This window comes from Bradyrhizobium sp. SPXBL-02 (assembly GCF_051853065.1).
Taxonomy (GTDB): domain Bacteria; phylum Pseudomonadota; class Alphaproteobacteria; order Rhizobiales; family Xanthobacteraceae; genus Bradyrhizobium.
Map to the genome: position 1 here is coordinate 2,357,699 of NZ_CP182474.1, position 17,444 is coordinate 2,375,142.

Below are 17,444 nucleotides of genomic sequence, written 5' to 3' on the forward strand. Positions count from 1 at the left end.
GTAAGGCCCGCAGTCGGCCACACGAAAAATCCCTGAATTGAAACAACTCCGCCCCCAATCGACTATCGAGCTATCTTCTTTCGGTGCTCGTCAATCATTGCTGTCGTAACATCACCCGGGTAGCACAGGGGCGCCGCGCCACCCGGCCGCGAATAGGCGCTTCTGCTGCCGCATGCACGGCCATTCCGCATCGTGTCGTCCGGGCATGCGCATGGTCTGCCAGTCGCGTGATATTGATCCCGGCTGGCCTTAATCAGGATCGCGGCGATGGCCGCGGCGGTCAGCGCAACTTCGATCTTGCGTTTTGTGTCGGCTTGCTGTGGCGCGGGATCTTGCGGCGTCTCGGGTATTGTGGTGGCGCCACTCGGGCTGGGCGGAGGAGTCTTGGAAGCGTGCGGCAGCGAAGGGCTGCCCGGCGCCGCTGTCAGCGAGAGCGGACTTGCTGGGGGGCTGGTTACCTGCGCTACCGTTGCAAGCGCGGAAGTAGAGGGTCGCCAGTCGTGACGGCCAACGGAATAGGCTCCAATGGCTGTAAGGCCCAGAAGCACGATCACAGTCCAGCCCTGCATGGGAACATTCAAGCGAAGCCGGAGTGATCGCGCAAGTTGCAAACTGTAAATCGAAGGCAGCTCCCGTATTTTCCCGGAGGAGGTGGCCTTGATGGAGGGTTAATTGCGCACGGCCCTTTCGGCGAAAAGCGCATGCTTGGATATTAGTCGTGTTGGCTCGAATGAGCGTCGCACGCGAAAACGTATCGCGGTTATGCTGTACAATAACCAGCGAGCGAAAGTCACGCTCGTGTCAGTCCTCTACAAGGACAGGTTACAAATGTCGATCAGAGACATTCTCTTCATTTCAGCCTTTCTCCGCTTACTGGACCATTCCGGCGAGCGGGATGCCATGGTCCGTTTGCCGTAGTGCGGTAGGGCGGAAAAGTGTGCCAGGTTCAACATGCGGAGGCGGTAATGACCTTCCGGACCAGGCGCCTGGCGCCTCATCGTTTCAGTCGCCCGTCTAAGTCCAGGGCAGATGTCTAGAGCGTAAGGACGAGCCAGGCCGGCTCAGCCCCAGCGGGGCGACGTCATTCCGCTCACCTGATAGTACCGAGACCGTCTTTCACCGTGAGTGTGCCGTGGCAAGCGATATGGTACTTGCGCCCAACAACAGGCATCTCGTTTGCCTGGGAGAATGAAGGCACGTTGATAGAGAGCTCTTTTACGAGAACTTCCTCATATCCGCCATCTCTCTCCATGATCACCCGCCATCTCCATTCGCCGCCCGGACTTTCATCGGCCATTGTGTTGTAGCGGAGGCGAATCAAAGTACTCATTGAAGTGCCTATCAAGATGATCTCCGACCCGAGAGGTCGAAAGAAGCCATTGCCTTGTCCCAAACGACGGCGAACAAGTCGCCAAACCCTGGAAGCCTCTCCGCTGCCAGCGCCCTCTTTCGGCGTTTCAACTTAGCTGGTGGAAGCGCCTGTCCAATACATACAAACGTTTGTGCGGACCGATTTCGGTAGATCGCTCCAAAAGAAGCGCGTGCGCCACGCCTGCAATCTGGCAGTTCTCATCGTGGCCTGCACCCGGGGGTGCGAGCGTAGCGAAGTTTGTGGCCTCGTCCAGAAACCATAAATGCGATGCGTCATGATCGCGTCCTGGGACTCGCCGCGCCTACACGGCCTCACATTCAGGACACCCAAGGAGCGCTGTAACCGGTAGCCCAAACAACGCATTCACATGCGGGGTGCGAGGCATCGCAAACGGGCAGGGAAGACTATCCCGCCATGAACGATACCCGACTGGGCAACCTTGCTGCGGAAGGTGATCACGCCGCAAGCGCACCTATAGCGTTTGCTCGTCAAGCGTTCGTCGCAATGCTTCGTCGGAAACGTGAGTGTAAATCTCTGTTGTTGCTATGCTCGAAGTCCGCGAAGACGTTGAACCATTCGGATATCGACGCCGCTCTCAATCAGCAGGGTGGCCGCTCTGTGGCGTAGCATGTGGGGCGTGACAGCGCGTTTGACGCCCGCTTGCTCTGCAAAAGCTCGCAGTTTGGGACGGAATGGATGCGGCCGCAACCTTTGACCGCGCCGATTTAGGAAGAGCGGCCCCTGCGCTGGAGTCGGCCTCCCTTCGTCATGCCTTATGCGCGAGCTGGAATGGTCATGGTCGTCTAGGGTGCCATTCCGGCGGAAAGCGGGAACGGGCCGGGGACGGCCGGCCTCGGACGGCTGAGCGCCACACTGCGGCGGAGCCGCCGAGAGCACCATCCGCCTCAAAGCAGACGTCTCGTTGAGTGTGAACCGTACGCTAGCAACGGTAACTTTGTACAAGACGAACAAAGCCGGGTTTCAATCCGTCGTATCTAACATGGATTAAAGGCTTGCCGCTTTTTCCCGGTCCGTTATAGAATCTTCTTCGTGTGAGGATTTCGAAGGAATAGCTTCCGTTCAGCTCCGGCTTAAGCAAATTCATTTGAAGGATTCTGTGGGGGACATTGCGATGGCTAAGCCTTCCGTTTCCCGTGACGCCTTTCGTGGCTTGTTCGCCTTTTATGCGGCCAAGGCACACCATGATCATAATGGTCTCGCCGAAGCCCGGCTCCTGAAGCTATTTGGATCGAGCGACCACATCCCGGACGGGCTGCTGGAGTTGTGGTCGTCACGGACCGAGCTGATTGGCCCTGAGGTCGTTGGCAACATAATGTCACCACTGGCTCATCAGATCCTGGATGGCTGCGCACAATACAACCACGCCAGCGACTTCCTGCATCGGTTGTTGCGAGAGTTGGACCGAGACGTCCATTAACCGCAATTGCGAGATTGGTTGGATCGCTTTTTTTGTAATCGGGCATCATTGTTCGGCCGCGCACTGAGTACACGCGCAAACTCGGCGGTGTGGCGGACCCTCTAATCACGACAAGCGGTCGCTTCGATCTTCATGCGACGTTGCACTTGGGAAAACGGCAACGAGCCGATCCCCTTCCCAAAGCTCAACGTCGTGCTCGCCATACATTTGCTCGGCCCGACATCTCGCAGCCTCCTCGACGACGCAGTCGAGCTTCGCGGCGCATATCACTCGCCTGCTGCTGTCCACCACGAGCACTCTGTACCGCATGATGACAGTCCCATCCCAAAGGAGCTGTCATCCTAGTCGAATGTTCGTGTAAAGCAGCGCCTAAAGTAAGCGCAGACGCGCGGAACCTTTGTACGTGTGGCCACTTGCCTATACCGTCGCCTGGACTCTTTTCGTCACACGGCGCGTCAGTTATCCTGCCCAGTGTAGCGCGCTTCAGCATCGCAATCTCACCGCGTGGCGAAGCGGCTCGAGCTTAAGATGGAGAGCATCCCCCAGCATCATCAGCAGTGCGCCAAACCAAGTTGCCGTCCGGCTCGCCGCCTCGTTATCAGCCTCCGCGAGCGTAAGCCGATCGGCATGCTCGGAGGTTCGGACGAAGTCGTCACATCGTTTGCCGGCGCGGCCGCGAAAAGTTGCTCAACATCGACTTGGCTGGGCGTGGGCCGATGGGCCTGCGCAGAGATAGGGGCCGACATGACAGCGGTGTCCGGAACAAGATCGGACGCAGCATCAGCTACCTTAACCTTGGCGTGAGGCGGCTGAGAAGGCTCGGCCGGTGCGGAGCGCAGCAACGCCGCGCCAGCATCAAGGATTCGGCTCTGCCTGGGCCGCGCGGTCCCGCTCTCGTTTAAACTGGCGGTGCTATCTTTGGCCACGCGCCGCCGAACGGTCTTTTTCACCTTCGCGGTACCCTCGGTTAGGAGGCACTTGCGGTGCCTCCACCGATAGGCCCAATGCTGGCCGCGGGAGCGGGGACGAGTTGCCCGGGTCCCACCCATTTCGGTTGCCTCGGAGAGGTCGGTGCAGGTTGGCGTGCAGCAGTATTGAAGAGGTCCCGCAAGAGGATTGGCGGATGCAGAAGCCGTTAAAAAGTCTCAAAAAGAACGAGGATGACGAAGCACAATCGCAAATAGCCGGACATGGAAGAATCCCAGTATCGCGCCCCGCCGGGATGACCCTTCGCGCAGACCTAGGCGGCCATGGGGGTCAAATCTGGCGGTGCGATGAAGTCATTTGCTTCTGACGTGAGATCTTGGGTTAAACGTAAGTCCCATCCGCAGCTCCATGCAAAGCAGAGCCCTTTCGGCGTTTGGTCGAGCTTCCGGAGTGAGCAGCAGACATCATGTCATTGGGGAGCCGATGTAGGGCTTCAAGCGGTATAAGGGCGTGGTCGGTCGGTTTCCGCAGTTTCGTTTGAGGCCCCGCAACGTCGCGCCCTCGAACTGTGCGTCGGTAGCGCCGTGATTATGAGCGTACATTCGGCCACCGGTGCCGAATACGACGTAATATCTGACCTCGCTGCAAGATAATGCGAGTTGTGGGCCTGTGGTGACGCGAAGCTAAGGCTTCGGACCCCAGGGCATCAGCAGCAACTCAACAATGGCCGCCGCGCGTACAATCATTCCCCGCCCCGTTCTGTCTGCTTCGTACAGAGAGCAGGTCTGAGAGCCCACGCGGCGAAGATTAAGAATCGCGCACTGGTCAAAGTGCCGGGAAACAGTTTGCTTCGGTGTTCCCGCCAGTGGCTGCAGATGGTAGCTGCTCGTGAAGCGACCTGACCCGGCTTCGTATCAATGTCGAAGCGGGGACGGGCGATCGTTGCATTGAACGGGAGCTGTTACCGCCGAACAACTCTTCTTCTCCGCGCGGCGTTCTGGATACGCCGACCAATCCTTCTCGCGTTAGCGGCTCGCAGGCGTCGCCGGAGCGCCTGCAGTTCCCCAAATAGTGCGATAAGCCCCTCGACCCGTTGACGCAGAATAGCCGAATAGTTGTAAACCTGACGCCGATTACTCATTACTGCCTCGAACAATGACCTATTGAAACAATATCGGGCGAAAACGGGAAGAGTATGCAACCGGAGGTAGGATCATACAAGCTAAAAGGCCAGGATAAAGCGTGGAAGGACCCATTGACACCAGAGGGGTATCGTTGCGGGTCACTTTCGCTTTGGTTTCGGCTCAGCTTCATTCGAAAGTCGGTCGACTTGAGCCAGGTTGCGGGTCTGATGAGCAGCACAACGATGGACACTTTTTGTCGGTTCGGATGGGGGCTTACTTCCCTACTGATTGGCCGGGTGCCGCTCAAGAGGCGGCCGAGGCTTGCCCAACCCCGTGGTACAGGAGGAGCCTCGCCACTAGCTGTGGTGCTCCCAACCCGCTCAAACGTCGTGACGAATGCGGCTAAGGCGGCGACGATCACGGCAATCGCGAACAACAGGATCACAGGGTCGGGATTCCGCTCAGTACTCATGAGCAACTCCAGTCAGGCGGCCCGGCGGCCCCAACTAAGCTCCGCATCGCGCCGTATCAGCATTCGCCCGAGAGCTTCGGGCCGAGCGTCTCTCCAAATATCGATGTGAGCTTGCAAAACGCGGAGTTTATTACAGGTTCAAAGTATTTGTTGGTCAGTCCGGGGCGTTGGTTCAGATCTGTCTCTGGCCTTGGGTTAGCTTCAACGCGCGGGTGCTCCCCGCGAAACATCATCCCGATGCTGGGCGGCTCTTCAACTGAATGTCCTTAGCGCCGTCGGCGACGAGGAGCATGTGGCAGGTTTGCTGTCATAACCCTCCGGCTAACTGCTGCTTCGACGTTGTTGAAGTCAACTGCGGTTGCGAGATCGGAGGCGGTACCATCCACCGGCTGCGAGCAACACCACGTGCGCGTTGAAGAAGGCCGCCGATCCGAGCGGAAAGCTAAATCGAAGAAGGTGTGCCGCCGATTTAGTAGGGAGCATCCGCCAGCGATGGATGCGAGTAGACTAGTCCTAGCCACGAATTAGCCCTGCGGCTGGGGCCTTTATGCCGCTGGTGCAGGCCCGTCGCCTACTTGGCGCAACACGACGTCGCAGCACGCGGCTCGAGCTTAAGACAACTCCCAGGACCATCAGAAGCAGGCCCCCAGGTCGCCGTCCAGGCATTGCGAGGAGGTCAGCGCTTAATTGAAGGCCATGAACGCGAGAAAAGAAGAAAACCGGCAAGATCTGATCGAAGAGCTTGACGCGGCGATCGGAAGGCTCCGCGGTATCGCAAAGACGCTGGAGAATCTTTCCCTGTAGGTCGGCCGGTCCGTTCGTCAACGCGCACCAAAGTTGGCGACGATCTTCAACGGGTATTGTCCATCAGCGTAGCGTCGCGTTCGCATCTACTAGATACGGCGATCCCAACGATTGAGAGGAATCCCACCCGTCATGGTCGCGCCGATGACTAGCTTGGTGAAGCTTGGTACGCTGCCATAGGATGACGTGCCACCGATGGCGCCTTGGGTGGTGTAGGTGTAATTGCTGGCATTATAAGGCCAGGCCGCTTTGACGCGTCCGTGCTCGCCATGACGAGGGCGGTGAGTGAACAAGCCCACCGAAACCCTAGACCGAAGCTCGACGCCAAACCTTCACCCCTGCAGCCAGCAAGCGTTTCGCGCGACGATATAGAGGATGCCAGGTCCGGGCGTGACGGCCACGAGCATCGCCGCTGCCAGGAAAATGAAGAACTGGTACCCCAACACAGCTCGGCCTGGCGTTGCGGTCTGAAGCGTCATGGCTCAGGCCAGCGTTGGGACCACGATGCTGACTTCCTGATCGCGCGGTTCTTGGCTCGCGGCAAGGCCGGTGGCGACACCGATACGGTCGGCAAGAGGACGGTTCTGGCTCATCTTGCGCTTGCCCTCGAACTTGGTGACGGGAATGCGGATGCCGACAATCCCACGCAATTGGGCGCCGATGAAGTCTGCCGGAGCGTCGCTGACAGACCAAGGTGTCACCCGTGAGCCCTCATGGATGTTCGTCAATCGGGTAACTGCATCAAGCAGACGTTCGTTATCTTCGAAGAACTCAACCGGACCGTAAGCATGGACGGCGATGTAGTTCCACGTCGGCACTACCTTTTCGGTTTCGTGCTTGGTGGCGTACCATGAGGGGGTCACGTAAGCTTCCGGACCCATGAAAATGGCCAGCGCTTCGCCGATCGGAGCCGCGCGCCATTGCGGATTGGCCTTGGCCAGGTGGCCGTACAGGACGCCCCGTTCGCCTTCCATCGCGTCGAGGAATAGCGGAAGTGATGTTGCGAGCGGCCCTTCTGCCGTGGCTGTGATTAGGTTCGCCAAGCGTGCGGAGCTGATGGTCGCTCGGATGTTCTCGATGTTATCATCCCGAAAGGCGGGGGGCACGTACATAGCGCTTCTCCGTTCTCCGCTCCGAAATAGCCCAAGCCCGGTACGTATAGAAAGGCCAGTTCGTCACGATTTCGCTGGTCCAGTTTGTTTCGCGGTTATCACTGTGAACGAAGCTGGTCGCCCGCTTGCGCCAGGAGCTGGCAGCCACGCTCAATCTGACGAGCTTCCAGCGCGGCATAGCCCATGATAAGCCCGATAAGGTTTGGTCCGCGCCGGCGGACCGGCTGACGTTGGTCGTACAGCGGCGAGATAGGGTAGATGCCGACGCCTTTTGCGCGGGCTGCTTCGATCAATGCTGTTTCGGACTTCTTGGGCAGATCATCGAACCAGACGACCAGATGCAAGCCGGCAGCGTCACCTTCGATTCGAACTCGGTCGCCAAATCTCCGCCGTAATGCCTCAACGAGGCTTTGCCGGCGCTTCTCGTTGCGCCGCCGCATCCGCCTGACATGGCTCTCGTAGGCGCCCGTATCGAGCATCGTCGCGAGTGCCTCTTGCTCAATGAGAGGTGTGTGCCGGTCCATGATCTGCTTTCCGGCGGTGAACGCGGACTGTAGTTCAGGAGGCACGACGACATAGCCGATCCTCAAGCTGGGCGAGAGCGTCTTGGAGACGGTCCCAAGATAGATGACGTGCTCGCTTCCTTCGAGAGCGTGCAGCGGGAGGACAGGTTTCGTGTCGTAGCGGTACTCGCTATCGTAGTCGTCCTCGATGACGTAGGCGTCAACCTTCTTGGCCCAGGCGAGCAATTGGTGCCGGCGCCCGATCGGCATGACACCGCCAAGTGGAAATTGGTGTGAGGGCGTTACGTAGGTGAGACGAGCTTCGGCCCTTGCAAGCCTCACCGTGTCCAGCCCGTTTGCGTCGACCGGAATTGGCACCGCAATGGCTCCGGTCGCCGAGAGGATGTGCCGCGCCATAGGGTAGCCAGGATCTTCCATGACGAACCGATCGCCAGCATCAAGCAGCAGCCGAGCACACAAATCGAGCCCTTGCTGCGAACCGTTGACGACGATGATCTGATCGATCTCGCATCGTACGGTCCGCGAACGCCAGAGATAGCCCTGTAGTGCCGTCCGCAGGCGCAGCGCGCCACGTGGATCATCGTAAGTCAATGTTCGGGGTCGCTGCGTGATCGCACCGATTACGGCTCTCTTCCATGATAGTACGGGAAAGTCCAAAGGTGAGAGATCACCATAGCGAAAGTCGGCAACGAGATTGCGACGTTGGTCGGTTGAGCGTGGGACGACCTGTCGCAAACGTTCACCATACCGCGAGACTCGTGCCTTCCGTGTAGATGACAGTGCTTTCGTGCCTGTCCGCCCGGTCCCGAGGACAGCCTTTGCGACCCTTGGGCGAGCGCCATGGCGGGTCTCGATGAATCCCTCAGCCGCCAATTGTTCGTATGCGGCCGTCACCGTCCCGCGCGATACTCCCAGCTCTCCGGCGAGAGCGCGGGACGAGGGCAGCGAGCCGTTGGAGCCGTATACGCGCCCCAGGATCTGATCCCTGAGCACTTCATAGATCCGACGCGCTCCTATCTGCCCGACGCGGTGTGACGGCACCTTGATCTGGACCATATGAACCTAACCAAAAATGGCTACTGGCCAGACCAGTCTGCGCCTGCTCGGCTTCAAAACCAAGCTCGTTCAATCGAGGTAGCGGCAATCTCAACAAGCTCCACGAACTCCTGGCCGGAGTAACACACGGCGCATTCATGCCGGCGGCGCGGCGGTTCACTGAATAGAGGCAATTTAGCGCGCGTATTGAGCAATGGTGACTGCCTTGTTTTCTACAAAGGAAGCACCAATGAGATCAGGGCCTTCAAGATGGGCGTTTCGGTGCCGTCAGGCCGACCGCTGACCCGCCCTACTCTCCGAAGTACCTGAAACCTAAGCTTGCAGAGTGATCCGCTCAAAACGCGGCCCTGAGAGCGGGCCGCGAATTAGGCCACGCACCCGTATAGCTTTCGAGCAATCCGCACCCGTTTGTTCCGGCGGAATTCGCACAATCAACACCCACAACAGCACGAGCGCTAGGGATGCCTCAGGCCAATCCGGACCGCACATAAATTCGACGGAAGGAGCGGCATGGTAACAAAAGCTTTCTCCATCGGCCTCGTTCACCAAGATACTCAGCCACCCCAGGCTCCAAGCGCTCACAGGCAAGCGACCGTGATTGCCGTGAAGCGAGTACAGCGCCAATTGCTAGCGCAGTTTCCTTCGTCGGCTTCCTTCTATCGCACGGACCACCCACCAGATGTTGTATGTGAAGGAATTCCTCCGCCAATCGACTATCTGGACACCATTGTCCGTCACTCTCACGGAGAAGGGGGTTGAGGTGCAATAATCGAGGCCGTTGTAGAGTCGTGGTACTTGGGCCTCAGTAGCCAATGCGACTCAGCACCGAAGTGATATATACTCGGCAGCGCACCGGCGATGTGGCACTCACTTTCAAAGTCGTAACCGTTTGTTATGCTCCCGGTTACGCGGACGCTTATTCTGTTGTACCTGCGGCCTTCATGTTCGTACACGCTGAGGACTTCGCGACCGAGCGCATGAGCGAACGCGATAGCCGCTGAAGCCGCTCGAATACGCTGCTCCATTGTTGCCTCGCGAGGAGTAACGAGGCGGACCCGAAATGGTCTTGAAACATGTCAGGCCCGCCCCAGCATCACCAGCCCCTGCAAGACCGGTAACGCTCACTGCACCCAAGCAAGCAACGTGCCTTTCTTCCAAAAGGCTGCTGCACCTCCCTGGCTGTGTATACTTGTCGAGTTTGTCCTATTTTGTTCTGTCCCAATGTCCATCAGGACGCAAAATGTTTGCAACCCGACATTCGCGATCAACGTTGATTTCAAGCGCAGGTAAGCTCGTAATCGCACACGAAGGCGATTCATCGCACTGGAAGTAACGCTGACGCTTGCAGTCAACAACACTGCCGATCCCAAGCAGCGATGGGAGTTACTATTCTGAGTACCGCCGACAATAAGCTGTGCATCGACAATAAAGATCGGGTCGCGAAAGATGGCAATCCTACTTGGTTCTACGAATTCAAAGGGTCAGTTGCTCGGCAGTGGAATTTTGTACCCCGATGGATCTTAGGGTTGCAGAGTGACTGCCTCAACGGGCGCGACGATTCGCGGCGCGCATAAACCGAATTTCCGCTGATTACTCGCAAGCTAGAGTATCGTATGATCATGCTGCAGGCGCAAATCCGAATCGTAACGCAAAGCACGAAAATGAGTTCATGGGACGGACTTAGCCCTGGCCAATTCTTGGCGCGAGTAGCGTTTTCACTCGCTGTAACGGCCGCCGTCATCGCCGTGACTTTCTTCGCAATCCGCTACATGGCGGGCTTTCACCGATGATCACAGCAGGCGCAGTAATCAAATGTCCTGCTCGGCCGCTCTAAACCGCTGGTATGCGCACAAAAACCACGAAAGAAGCCGATGCAGCGCCGAATTTAGGTGCCCATGTGGGATTTGCTGCATTAACCGGTCTTCATCAGCATTGAGCGCTGCGATTTCAGCGCTCAACGAGGGGCTCACGTCCGGCGGCTCGTCGGTTATGGGCAGTTCATCTGGATCGAGACGGCGGCGGCACGCGCCCGTCGGGTTCAAATTAGTTCCCGCAGAGTACCGTCGAGCTTTGCATGTCTTGATCAGGGCCTTAATGCACGCAGACGACGTAGCACAGACCTTGCTACTGGAGTGCAGCAATAGCGAACGAGTACTGAGTGCACATAGATGCGCGCCACTCGAAGCTCTGCTTCCTTGAACGGATGTACCCCTTCATGAGTGAAAACCTTCCTGCTTGTGACTTGGAGCATCGTCGCGCTTAGCGCGGCGCCGACCTTCGCCGCAGATCTCGCTGGGAAGCCCTCATGCGGCAAGCCGGTCGCGCCTACGATCCGAGATCAGTTACACAAAAGTCGCCCAAGGTTGGGCACTAAGTTTTGGAGAGTAACATGGTGCTCGGATTAGAATCCCCAGTTCCTCCGATAAAAGTGGAGAACTGGCTGCGTGGCCAGCCTCTCGCGAGCTTCCAGCCCGGAATCGTTTACGTCGTCGAATTCTGGGCAACTTGGTGCCCACCGTGTGTCGCGGCGATCCCGGAACTGGTGCAGTTGCAAGAGAAAAACAAAAACAGCGGCATTGAGGTCCTCGGACTCGCGGCTAGGCAGCTGGCGGACCAGCGATGAGGCTAAAGCCGCCGAAACAGAGCGGATCGCCGAAAACGAGCGTATAATGCGCGAAATGGAGCGCGAGAAGCCTGACTGAGCCGCTTTTCGGCAAATGTTAGGCTCGCGATGGAGAGATCGGGCGAAGCCGCGTTCCGCCCTCGAAGAGGCGTCGCTCTAAGGCCGGGTGAGCTTAGCGTCCGCGTGCTCCATGCGGATCTGTTGCTTCGAACAGACCGGTTTGCCAGTTGCGAGTCAATTTGTTCGCGGCGCGATCGACAAACACTGCGGGCTGTGGATGGAAGGGGCGGGACGAGTGCCTTCGCGACCTTTAGCTAAAGGGCGTGCGGTCCCATCGGCCACCAAGTATGCGCGTGCGACTCATCAGGAGCGCCCTTACAGAAATTGCTGTTCATCACGGGCGGCGCCTAAAGCTAGCGCTGTCTCCACAACTGGACTGCACCTCTGCAACGAGACACAATATTTCAGTGACAGTGGGTTGTCATGAATCGTTACGGCGCGTTGTTTTGCGCGAGCTCGGTTTCGAACCCAAGTGACGGGCGGGGCATCGGCACCCAATCTTGCGCCCGTTTCTAGTTCGGTCGTATTTTCCACAAAGGCTAACGTGCCGAATCCACACGTCGGCAAAACCGGGCTAAGATGGGATTTTCCCTTCTGGGGGCACCTCATGTTCGATACGGCAACCATCGCGCTTTTGCGCGCGGTACTTGATGAAATGTGCGAAAGCATCTTAGGCCGACAGATCGGCGCACGGACGTACGTTGCTTCGAAGATCCTGGAAGCTGCGACCAGGGGCGAAGTCTCTCGCGAGAGGCTTAGGCCGATGGGGCGAGATGCCCTTTCGCATGTGCGAACGATGTGGCGTTGATCGCGGGGGACGGACGTGAACTTCCACGTCACGGTTCTCAAGATCCTGGTGGCATATCCGGATGGGTTTGCCGTGATGGAGGACCTCAAGAGGGACATGGCTATCCTGGCGACCAGCGGACGCGATTGGGCGGACCGGACCAGACGCCTCGCGGCGCGGGTGCCGGATCTCGACATCTGGTCACAAGGGCTCATCGAACGCACAAGCGGTGGCTGGAGGCTGACTTCCAAAGGGCGGGAAGTGCTTGAATTTATGGAAGCCCGACCGACGTCGGAGCCAATCCAAGCGGCGGCGGCCAGCGAGACGGGTCCGCCGGTAGCCGAAATAGAGGCGGTCCCTCCGCTGCCGCCGCAGCCCGCCGACCGTGCGAAGCTGCGGCGCGAACGCCGTGAACGCCGGCGCGAGGCCCGCGAACGAGCCAGGGCGAACGCCTCCTAGTCAAAGAAAAAATCCGCCAGCGGAGCTCGGCGGCTTTGTTAGTCCGGACTGTCGATTGCCTCCCCAGCCCCAAAGCGTACCGCCGTTACCTTGTTTGCGGCCATGCCGGCCCCATCTACCGACCACTTTTTCGGCCATCAGGCGGCCGAGTGGTGCACCGAGCTCCTACAGGCTCGGTAGGGCCTGAAACGAGGTGGGCGGGAGACGCACCCGCACGATATCGCCGGCCGCGACCGCCCCTCCGACCCGCACCACGCCCAGCACCCCACATCTGAATGCAGGGCCTGTTTCCGCCGACAAGAGCACATGCCGTTTAAGGCCGGCCCGAAAGCGGTCGATCAGGACACATGGCGTCCGGAGCCCAGTCAATTCGATAATCGCCGTAGGCCCGAGTTCGACCAGCGTCCCGAGCGGCAACCGTTCGACGTCCAGGGCCGCAGTGGTGACGTTCTCGCCGAGCTCTCCGGGCCCAACCTCGAAGCCAGCCTCCCCGAGGCTTGCGAAGAGCTCGGATCGGATCAAGTGGACCTGCCGCAGATTGGGAAGCCGGGGTCGGCGGCGGGCCAGATAACGGTGCCGGACGAAGGGGCCGCCGTGGGCGTCGCCTTCGACTCCGTGGCCTTCCAGCAGCACGATCCAGTCCCGGGAAGGCTTGCTGAAGTGGTGCCCGCGATCGGCGGCGACCGCAACCACCCTTCCCTCCATCGCGAGATCGTGCCCGGGCGACATCAGGCAGCGCGGGAAAGCGAACGTCGCTTCTGGCGGAGGTAGCGCGTGATTTCGGAAAGCGGCATCGCGTTCAGGACCCGATCGGCAGGCACGCCGCCCTTGCGGGCCATCTCGACGCCCCAATGCATGTGGTCAAGCTCTTCAATCGAGTGCGCGTCTGGATTGATGCTCAGCATGCAGCCGAACTCAAGCGCCGTCTGGTGCCAGCGCCAATCTAAGTCGAGACGCCAGGGATGCGCGTTTATCTCGACGACGACGTCGTGCTTCGCGCATGCCCGCAGTACCTTCTCGACGTCGATCTCGTAGCCCGGCCGCCGCTGGAGCTGCCGCCCGGTCATGTGGCCGATGATGCTTGTGTGACGATTGGAAATGGCCCGAAGCAAACGCTGCGTCTGCGCCTTGCGGTCCAGCTTGAAACGACCATGAATGCTGGCGACGACGAAGTCGAAACGATCAAGAACCTCATCGTCGTAGTCGAGCGATCCGTCCGCTAGAATGTCGGATTCGATACCTTTCAATATTCGGAAATCTTTGGCGAACCGCTTATTCAGCCGGTCCGCTTCCCGGTGCTGCTGCACGATCTCCTCCACGGTGAGACCACCGGCATAGTGCGCGGACTTCGAATGGTCCGCGACCCCGAAATACTCGAAGCCGCGCTGACGGGTCGCCTTCGCCATCGTCTCCAGTGTCTCGGCGCCGTCGGAAGCATCCGTGTGGCAGTGAAGGATACCGCGGAGATCGTCGTCGGTGACGAGCTTCGGCAGCTTGCCTTTCAAGGCCAATTCGACCTCCCCGCGCCCCTCCCGGAGCTCGGGATCGATGAACGGCAGCCCGAGAGCGCGATAGATGTCGGCCTCCTCGCCGGCGATCAGCGTGGCGCCCTTATGCAAGCCATCGGGCTCCAACCGCATTCCTTTCTCCGCGGCCAACGTCTGGAGCTGCTCGACATGGGCGGCGGAGCCGGTGGCGAAAAGAAGGGCGGCCCCGAAGTGTTTGCGGTTGGAGACGGAGATCTGCAGACCATCCGCTGGTGGCTTCGGTGTCTTGCTTGACTTAGCGGCCTCCGCAACGATCGCAAGGTCGCGGACGAGTTCACAGCCACGGCGGACCTCGCCGGCGATCGTCACGCGCTTGAGCTCGGGCTGAGCCTTCCGGATGGAATTCTGCGCGTGGGCGAGCAGGGCGGCGGCACGGTGCAGGTGGAGGCGGCCTTCTCCACTCTTCGCGATGGCCAGGTTCTGCAGAATCTTAGTTTGCAGCGCGGCACCAAGTCCTTTCGCCTTCTTGATGCGGTCGTCCTTGGCGGCGGCCTCCAGTTCGGCGAGGGAGGCGATGCCCAGATCTTTGTAGAGCCGCAGCACTTTCTCCGGACGGAGGCCGGGCACAGCGAGCATCTCGAGCACGCCCTCGGGGATCTCCTTCCGCAGCTTTTCCAGACTTGGATCAGTGCCCGTCTTGTGAAGCTTGGTAATGATGTCGGCTATCGTGTCGCCGACGCCGGGGACCTCAGTGAGCCGGTCTTCGGCAACGAGGACGTCCAAAGGCACCGTAAGGGCGCCCAGGCTGTCCGCCGCGCGAGAGTAGGCTTTTGCTCGGTACGGGTTGCCGCCACGAAGGGCGGCGCGCTGCGCATATTCTCGCAGGAGGCTTGCTACGGTTCGAGCGTCGAGGGAGGCCACTCAACGAACCTCCTGTTCTGCGCGATAAGGATTTGTGGCGGCAAAACGAGTTCGAGCGGCCGGGTCGTTCGGGCGACTATCCAGAGATCTTTCTAGCTTCTGCGCTGGTCGGAAGTCTTCCAGATGTTGCGTGTTTGGGCCGTAGGCCGCCTCCTTGTTGAGGAGGTTATAGATCCGGCCGACCACAAGCTGCAGCTGCTTCATCCGGCCCTTCGGCATCGATCGGGCCTTGCAAAGAGCTCGGACGGCATGGGCGCGGAAATAGTCGAATGCGTCTGACATGATCGGTAAACGCCTGTTCCCGCCGATAGTTCTGCCGCCAAGGCTGTCACGCACGCGCCGCACCCCTGCCGACTGCCCGGTACTCGACCTCGGCGATCGACTTCGCTGTTTTGCTCATCCGGCTCCACGGGTCGCGCTCAATTCGTCCTAAATCGGTGACGGTTTGCTCGTTTGCTTGCGCCGCGGGCCAAGCGGCCCGTGACGGGTCATAAGCGATCCATAAGGCCGCTCTTCGGTGGGGTCCGATTGTGTGTTCACTAGCTGACAGTAATCCTGGAAAAATCACAGGAACCTGCGGTTGTCGATCACAATCTCCGCGAAGTTGTTGTGATCGACACAAAGGGCCAGTCGGTCAGCGTCGGATGGGGGTCTTTAGCACACGAGTCATAAAGTGGGCTAGAGGCGGGTGAACTTAACATGGTGCGGCAGTGACAGGCTCCACGGCAGCACGCAATCGACCGGTTGGGAAGCCGGCACTGCTCGCCATGGCCCGACACCGTTATCGATATTCGGTCGAGCACGAACAAGCTGAGGCGATCGTCAGGGACGTCGGAGAGAAAGCCACTGCACCGTCCTATGCCCATGATGCAGAGCGATAGAAGGTGTCGCAGTGGCGATTGGGTCAGTTAGGAACGAGGGCTCGGATTCCACATTGCTTGTGAGGTGCAATCGGGAGTCTCAGCATGGCAGTACAAATCGTGATGGATCACAGTGGCGACAGTCAGCACTTCTTCGACAACTCCAATGCAGAAGCATTGGTAGAGGCGGAAAGGCTTTTCCTCCAATTTACCAGCAAAGGATATACCGCGGCGGTGCGGAAGGGGCGCGGTGAGGTAAGCCGGATCACCGCGTTCGATCCGACGGCCGAAGAAACATTGTTCTTCCCTCGGCTCGTGGGCGGGTGAGCACCGATGAAGAGAAGGATCGGTCGCATCGGCCCGTGGACCCTTCAAAACCTGGCTGTTGGCAGGCTTTATCAAGCAGTAAACGAAGAGAAAACGGCCCAAGCTCGAGCGCTGCGACTGCTGCGTTCTTGGCTTTCACCCCGGCGAAGGGTCGAGTTCGAAAGGAGAGGGCGCTTCGACGTCGTGGGGTGCGATACCGGAAAGCGGTACCGCATCCGGCGAGGAACGTCCGGCAACGTCAACGAGATCGACGAATACGGGCGGCTCGGGCAAGTGTGGTGCTTCGTTCCGGTGGGTGGCTTGGCCCTGGGCGATGTCATGCTCGCGCAAAAAATAGCTCTTGAAACGGATGAGGCACGGGTCTTGAGCATTGCCAATAGCCTCCCCGGGGCCGATCTGGTGGCCCCGACCCGGTACTCGTCCGCCCGAGGGAAGAATTGCGCTCGGACGTCTTCATTACGGGTAGAGCCAGACCGGCGTCGCCGACCGGCCGGCGTTCTGTGCGGCGGCGGCAGCCTGTGCGCGAAGCCCGCAGCGCCGCGGCGGCCGAGAAGCTGGCGAGCGCGGCCATTGGCATGGCAATCATGCTCGCAAAGCGGTTTTGCAGGGAGAGATCTGCGCCGGGCACCTTCCCCGCCATCACCACCAGAGTACAAGGGCCCCGATGCCGTCTGTGCGGTTGCAAGGGCGCGCCGATCTATTAAGAGGAGTGAGAGCAACTCAGTGGCCCACAAAGTTTAGCGAAGTGTGTAGCAGCGACGCCCCCGAAGGCGCCGATTTTCTGGGGGCTCTCGCGCCTGGCGCTCCCTGGGCGCGCCCCCATTGAACCCGCCGGGTGTCTTATTGATCAAAAGCGGGGTTCGAGATCGCCGATATTTTGTCAGACAATGCAGAGTTGCATCGCATCCGAACAACTATTCCCAGCGGCCACTCAGTTTCGTTCCCGCGGTGATCGTCGTCTCAAGTCTTGCAGCATTGCCGAGTTTTTCCCAATCGTCATTGTTCTCTGCCAGCACAAACGTGGATCCTCGCCCACTATCCTGGAACGTGGCGGAGACGGACTGATGGAAGCCTTGTGCGTCGTCTGATAC

At 59.3% G+C, this 17,444-nt stretch carries 11 protein-coding genes and 2 pseudogenes; 5 read left to right on the forward strand and 8 right to left on the reverse strand.

All coding sequences use genetic code 11. The annotated features are described in order from the left end of the window. Positions 1 to 1,090 precede the first annotated feature (1,090 nt). Together ACNJYD_RS10615 and ACNJYD_RS10620 are read right to left on the reverse strand one after the other, a co-directional pair. Entirely contained in the window at positions 1,091 to 1,330 is a 240-nt protein-coding gene (locus ACNJYD_RS10615; RefSeq protein WP_439366288.1) for a hypothetical protein, read from the reverse strand. Positions 1,331 to 1,915: 585 nt separating this feature from the next. Beyond that, positions 1,916 to 2,272, reverse strand: coding sequence for a tyrosine-type recombinase/integrase (locus tag ACNJYD_RS10620; protein WP_439367457.1), 357 nt, complete (start codon positions 2,270 to 2,272; stop codon positions 1,916 to 1,918). Between the two features lie 232 nt (positions 2,273 to 2,504). Here ACNJYD_RS10620 and ACNJYD_RS10625 point away from each other — a divergent pair, with 232 nt between their 5' ends. Continuing rightward, positions 2,505 to 2,810, forward strand: coding sequence for a hypothetical protein (locus tag ACNJYD_RS10625; protein ID WP_439366289.1), 306 nt, complete (start codon positions 2,505 to 2,507; stop codon positions 2,808 to 2,810). 3,809 nt (positions 2,811 to 6,619) lie between these two features. Here ACNJYD_RS10625 and ACNJYD_RS10630 read toward each other — a convergent pair. From ACNJYD_RS10630 to ACNJYD_RS10640, 3 genes and pseudogenes are all read right to left on the reverse strand, one after another. After that, positions 6,620 to 7,249 carry an FMN-binding negative transcriptional regulator gene (locus tag ACNJYD_RS10630; RefSeq protein WP_439366290.1) on the reverse strand — a complete coding sequence of 210 codons (630 nt, stop codon included), beginning with the start codon at positions 7,247 to 7,249 and terminating at the stop codon, positions 6,620 to 6,622. Between the two features lie 98 nt (positions 7,250 to 7,347). Further along, the gene (locus ACNJYD_RS10635; protein ID WP_439367458.1) at positions 7,348 to 8,364 is read right to left on the reverse strand and encodes a PLP-dependent aminotransferase family protein; all 1,017 of its coding nucleotides are present in this window, start codon (positions 8,362 to 8,364) and stop codon (positions 7,348 to 7,350) included. A 303-nt stretch (positions 8,365 to 8,667) separates the two neighbouring features. Beyond that, positions 8,668 to 8,829: pseudogene (locus ACNJYD_RS10640) on the reverse strand (GntR family transcriptional regulator); the annotation flags it as partial. A gap of 2,389 nt (positions 8,830 to 11,218) precedes the next feature. Here ACNJYD_RS10640 and ACNJYD_RS10645 point away from each other — a divergent pair. Both ACNJYD_RS10645 and ACNJYD_RS10650 read left to right on the forward strand, forming a co-directional pair. Continuing rightward, positions 11,219 to 11,452: a TlpA disulfide reductase family protein gene (locus ACNJYD_RS10645; RefSeq protein ID WP_439366291.1), complete on the forward strand. Its 234-nt coding sequence runs from the start codon at positions 11,219 to 11,221 to the stop codon at positions 11,450 to 11,452. An 883-nt stretch (positions 11,453 to 12,335) separates the two neighbouring features. Continuing rightward, positions 12,336 to 12,758 carry a hypothetical protein gene (locus tag ACNJYD_RS10650; RefSeq protein ID WP_439366292.1) on the forward strand — a complete coding sequence of 141 codons (423 nt, stop codon included), beginning with the start codon at positions 12,336 to 12,338 and terminating at the stop codon, positions 12,756 to 12,758. A gap of 165 nt (positions 12,759 to 12,923) precedes the next feature. Here ACNJYD_RS10650 and ACNJYD_RS10655 read toward each other — a convergent pair whose 3' ends face one another. From ACNJYD_RS10655 to ACNJYD_RS10665, 3 genes are read right to left on the reverse strand one after another with little or no spacing between them, the layout of a single operon-like run. Next, positions 12,924 to 13,451, reverse strand: coding sequence for an MOSC domain-containing protein (locus tag ACNJYD_RS10655; RefSeq protein ID WP_439366293.1), 528 nt, complete (start codon positions 13,449 to 13,451; stop codon positions 12,924 to 12,926). Positions 13,452 to 13,486: 35 nt separating this feature from the next. Continuing rightward, positions 13,487 to 15,166: a PHP domain-containing protein gene (locus ACNJYD_RS10660; RefSeq protein ID WP_439366294.1), complete on the reverse strand. Its 1,680-nt coding sequence runs from the start codon at positions 15,164 to 15,166 to the stop codon at positions 13,487 to 13,489. Beyond that, positions 15,167 to 15,370, reverse strand: coding sequence for a hypothetical protein (locus tag ACNJYD_RS10665; RefSeq protein WP_439366295.1), 204 nt, complete (start codon positions 15,368 to 15,370; stop codon positions 15,167 to 15,169). It abuts the gene before it with no gap. 761 nt (positions 15,371 to 16,131) lie between these two features. Here ACNJYD_RS10665 and ACNJYD_RS10670 point away from each other — a divergent pair. Beyond that, positions 16,132 to 16,353 (forward strand): hypothetical protein, encoded by a 222-nt coding sequence (locus ACNJYD_RS10670; protein ID WP_109142812.1) that lies wholly within the window; start codon positions 16,132 to 16,134, stop codon positions 16,351 to 16,353. Positions 16,354 to 16,359: 6 nt separating this feature from the next. Further along, positions 16,360 to 16,746: pseudogene (locus ACNJYD_RS10675) on the forward strand (hypothetical protein); the annotation flags it as partial. Between the last annotated feature and the right edge of the window lie 698 nt (positions 16,747 to 17,444).

What these genes read in the sequence shown, in the direction of transcription:
- ACNJYD_RS10615 (WP_439366288.1), bottom strand. Translation starts at nt 1,330, where the DNA reads ATGAGTACTTTGATTCGCCTCCGCTACAACACAATGGCCGATGAAAGT.
- ACNJYD_RS10620 (WP_439367457.1), bottom strand. Translation starts at nt 2,272, where the DNA reads ATGGTGCTCTCGGCGGCTCCGCCGCAGTGTGGCGCTCAGCCGTCCGAG.
- ACNJYD_RS10625 (WP_439366289.1), top strand. Translation starts at nt 2,505, where the DNA reads ATGGCTAAGCCTTCCGTTTCCCGTGACGCCTTTCGTGGCTTGTTCGCC.
- ACNJYD_RS10630 (WP_439366290.1), bottom strand. Translation starts at nt 7,249, where the DNA reads ATGTACGTGCCCCCCGCCTTTCGGGATGATAACATCGAGAACATCCGA.
- ACNJYD_RS10645 (WP_439366291.1), top strand. Translation starts at nt 11,219, where the DNA reads ATGGTGCTCGGATTAGAATCCCCAGTTCCTCCGATAAAAGTGGAGAAC.
- ACNJYD_RS10665 (WP_439366295.1), bottom strand. Translation starts at nt 15,370, where the DNA reads ATGAAGCAGCTGCAGCTTGTGGTCGGCCGGATCTATAACCTCCTCAAC.
- ACNJYD_RS10670 (WP_109142812.1), top strand. Translation starts at nt 16,132, where the DNA reads ATGGCAGTACAAATCGTGATGGATCACAGTGGCGACAGTCAGCACTTC.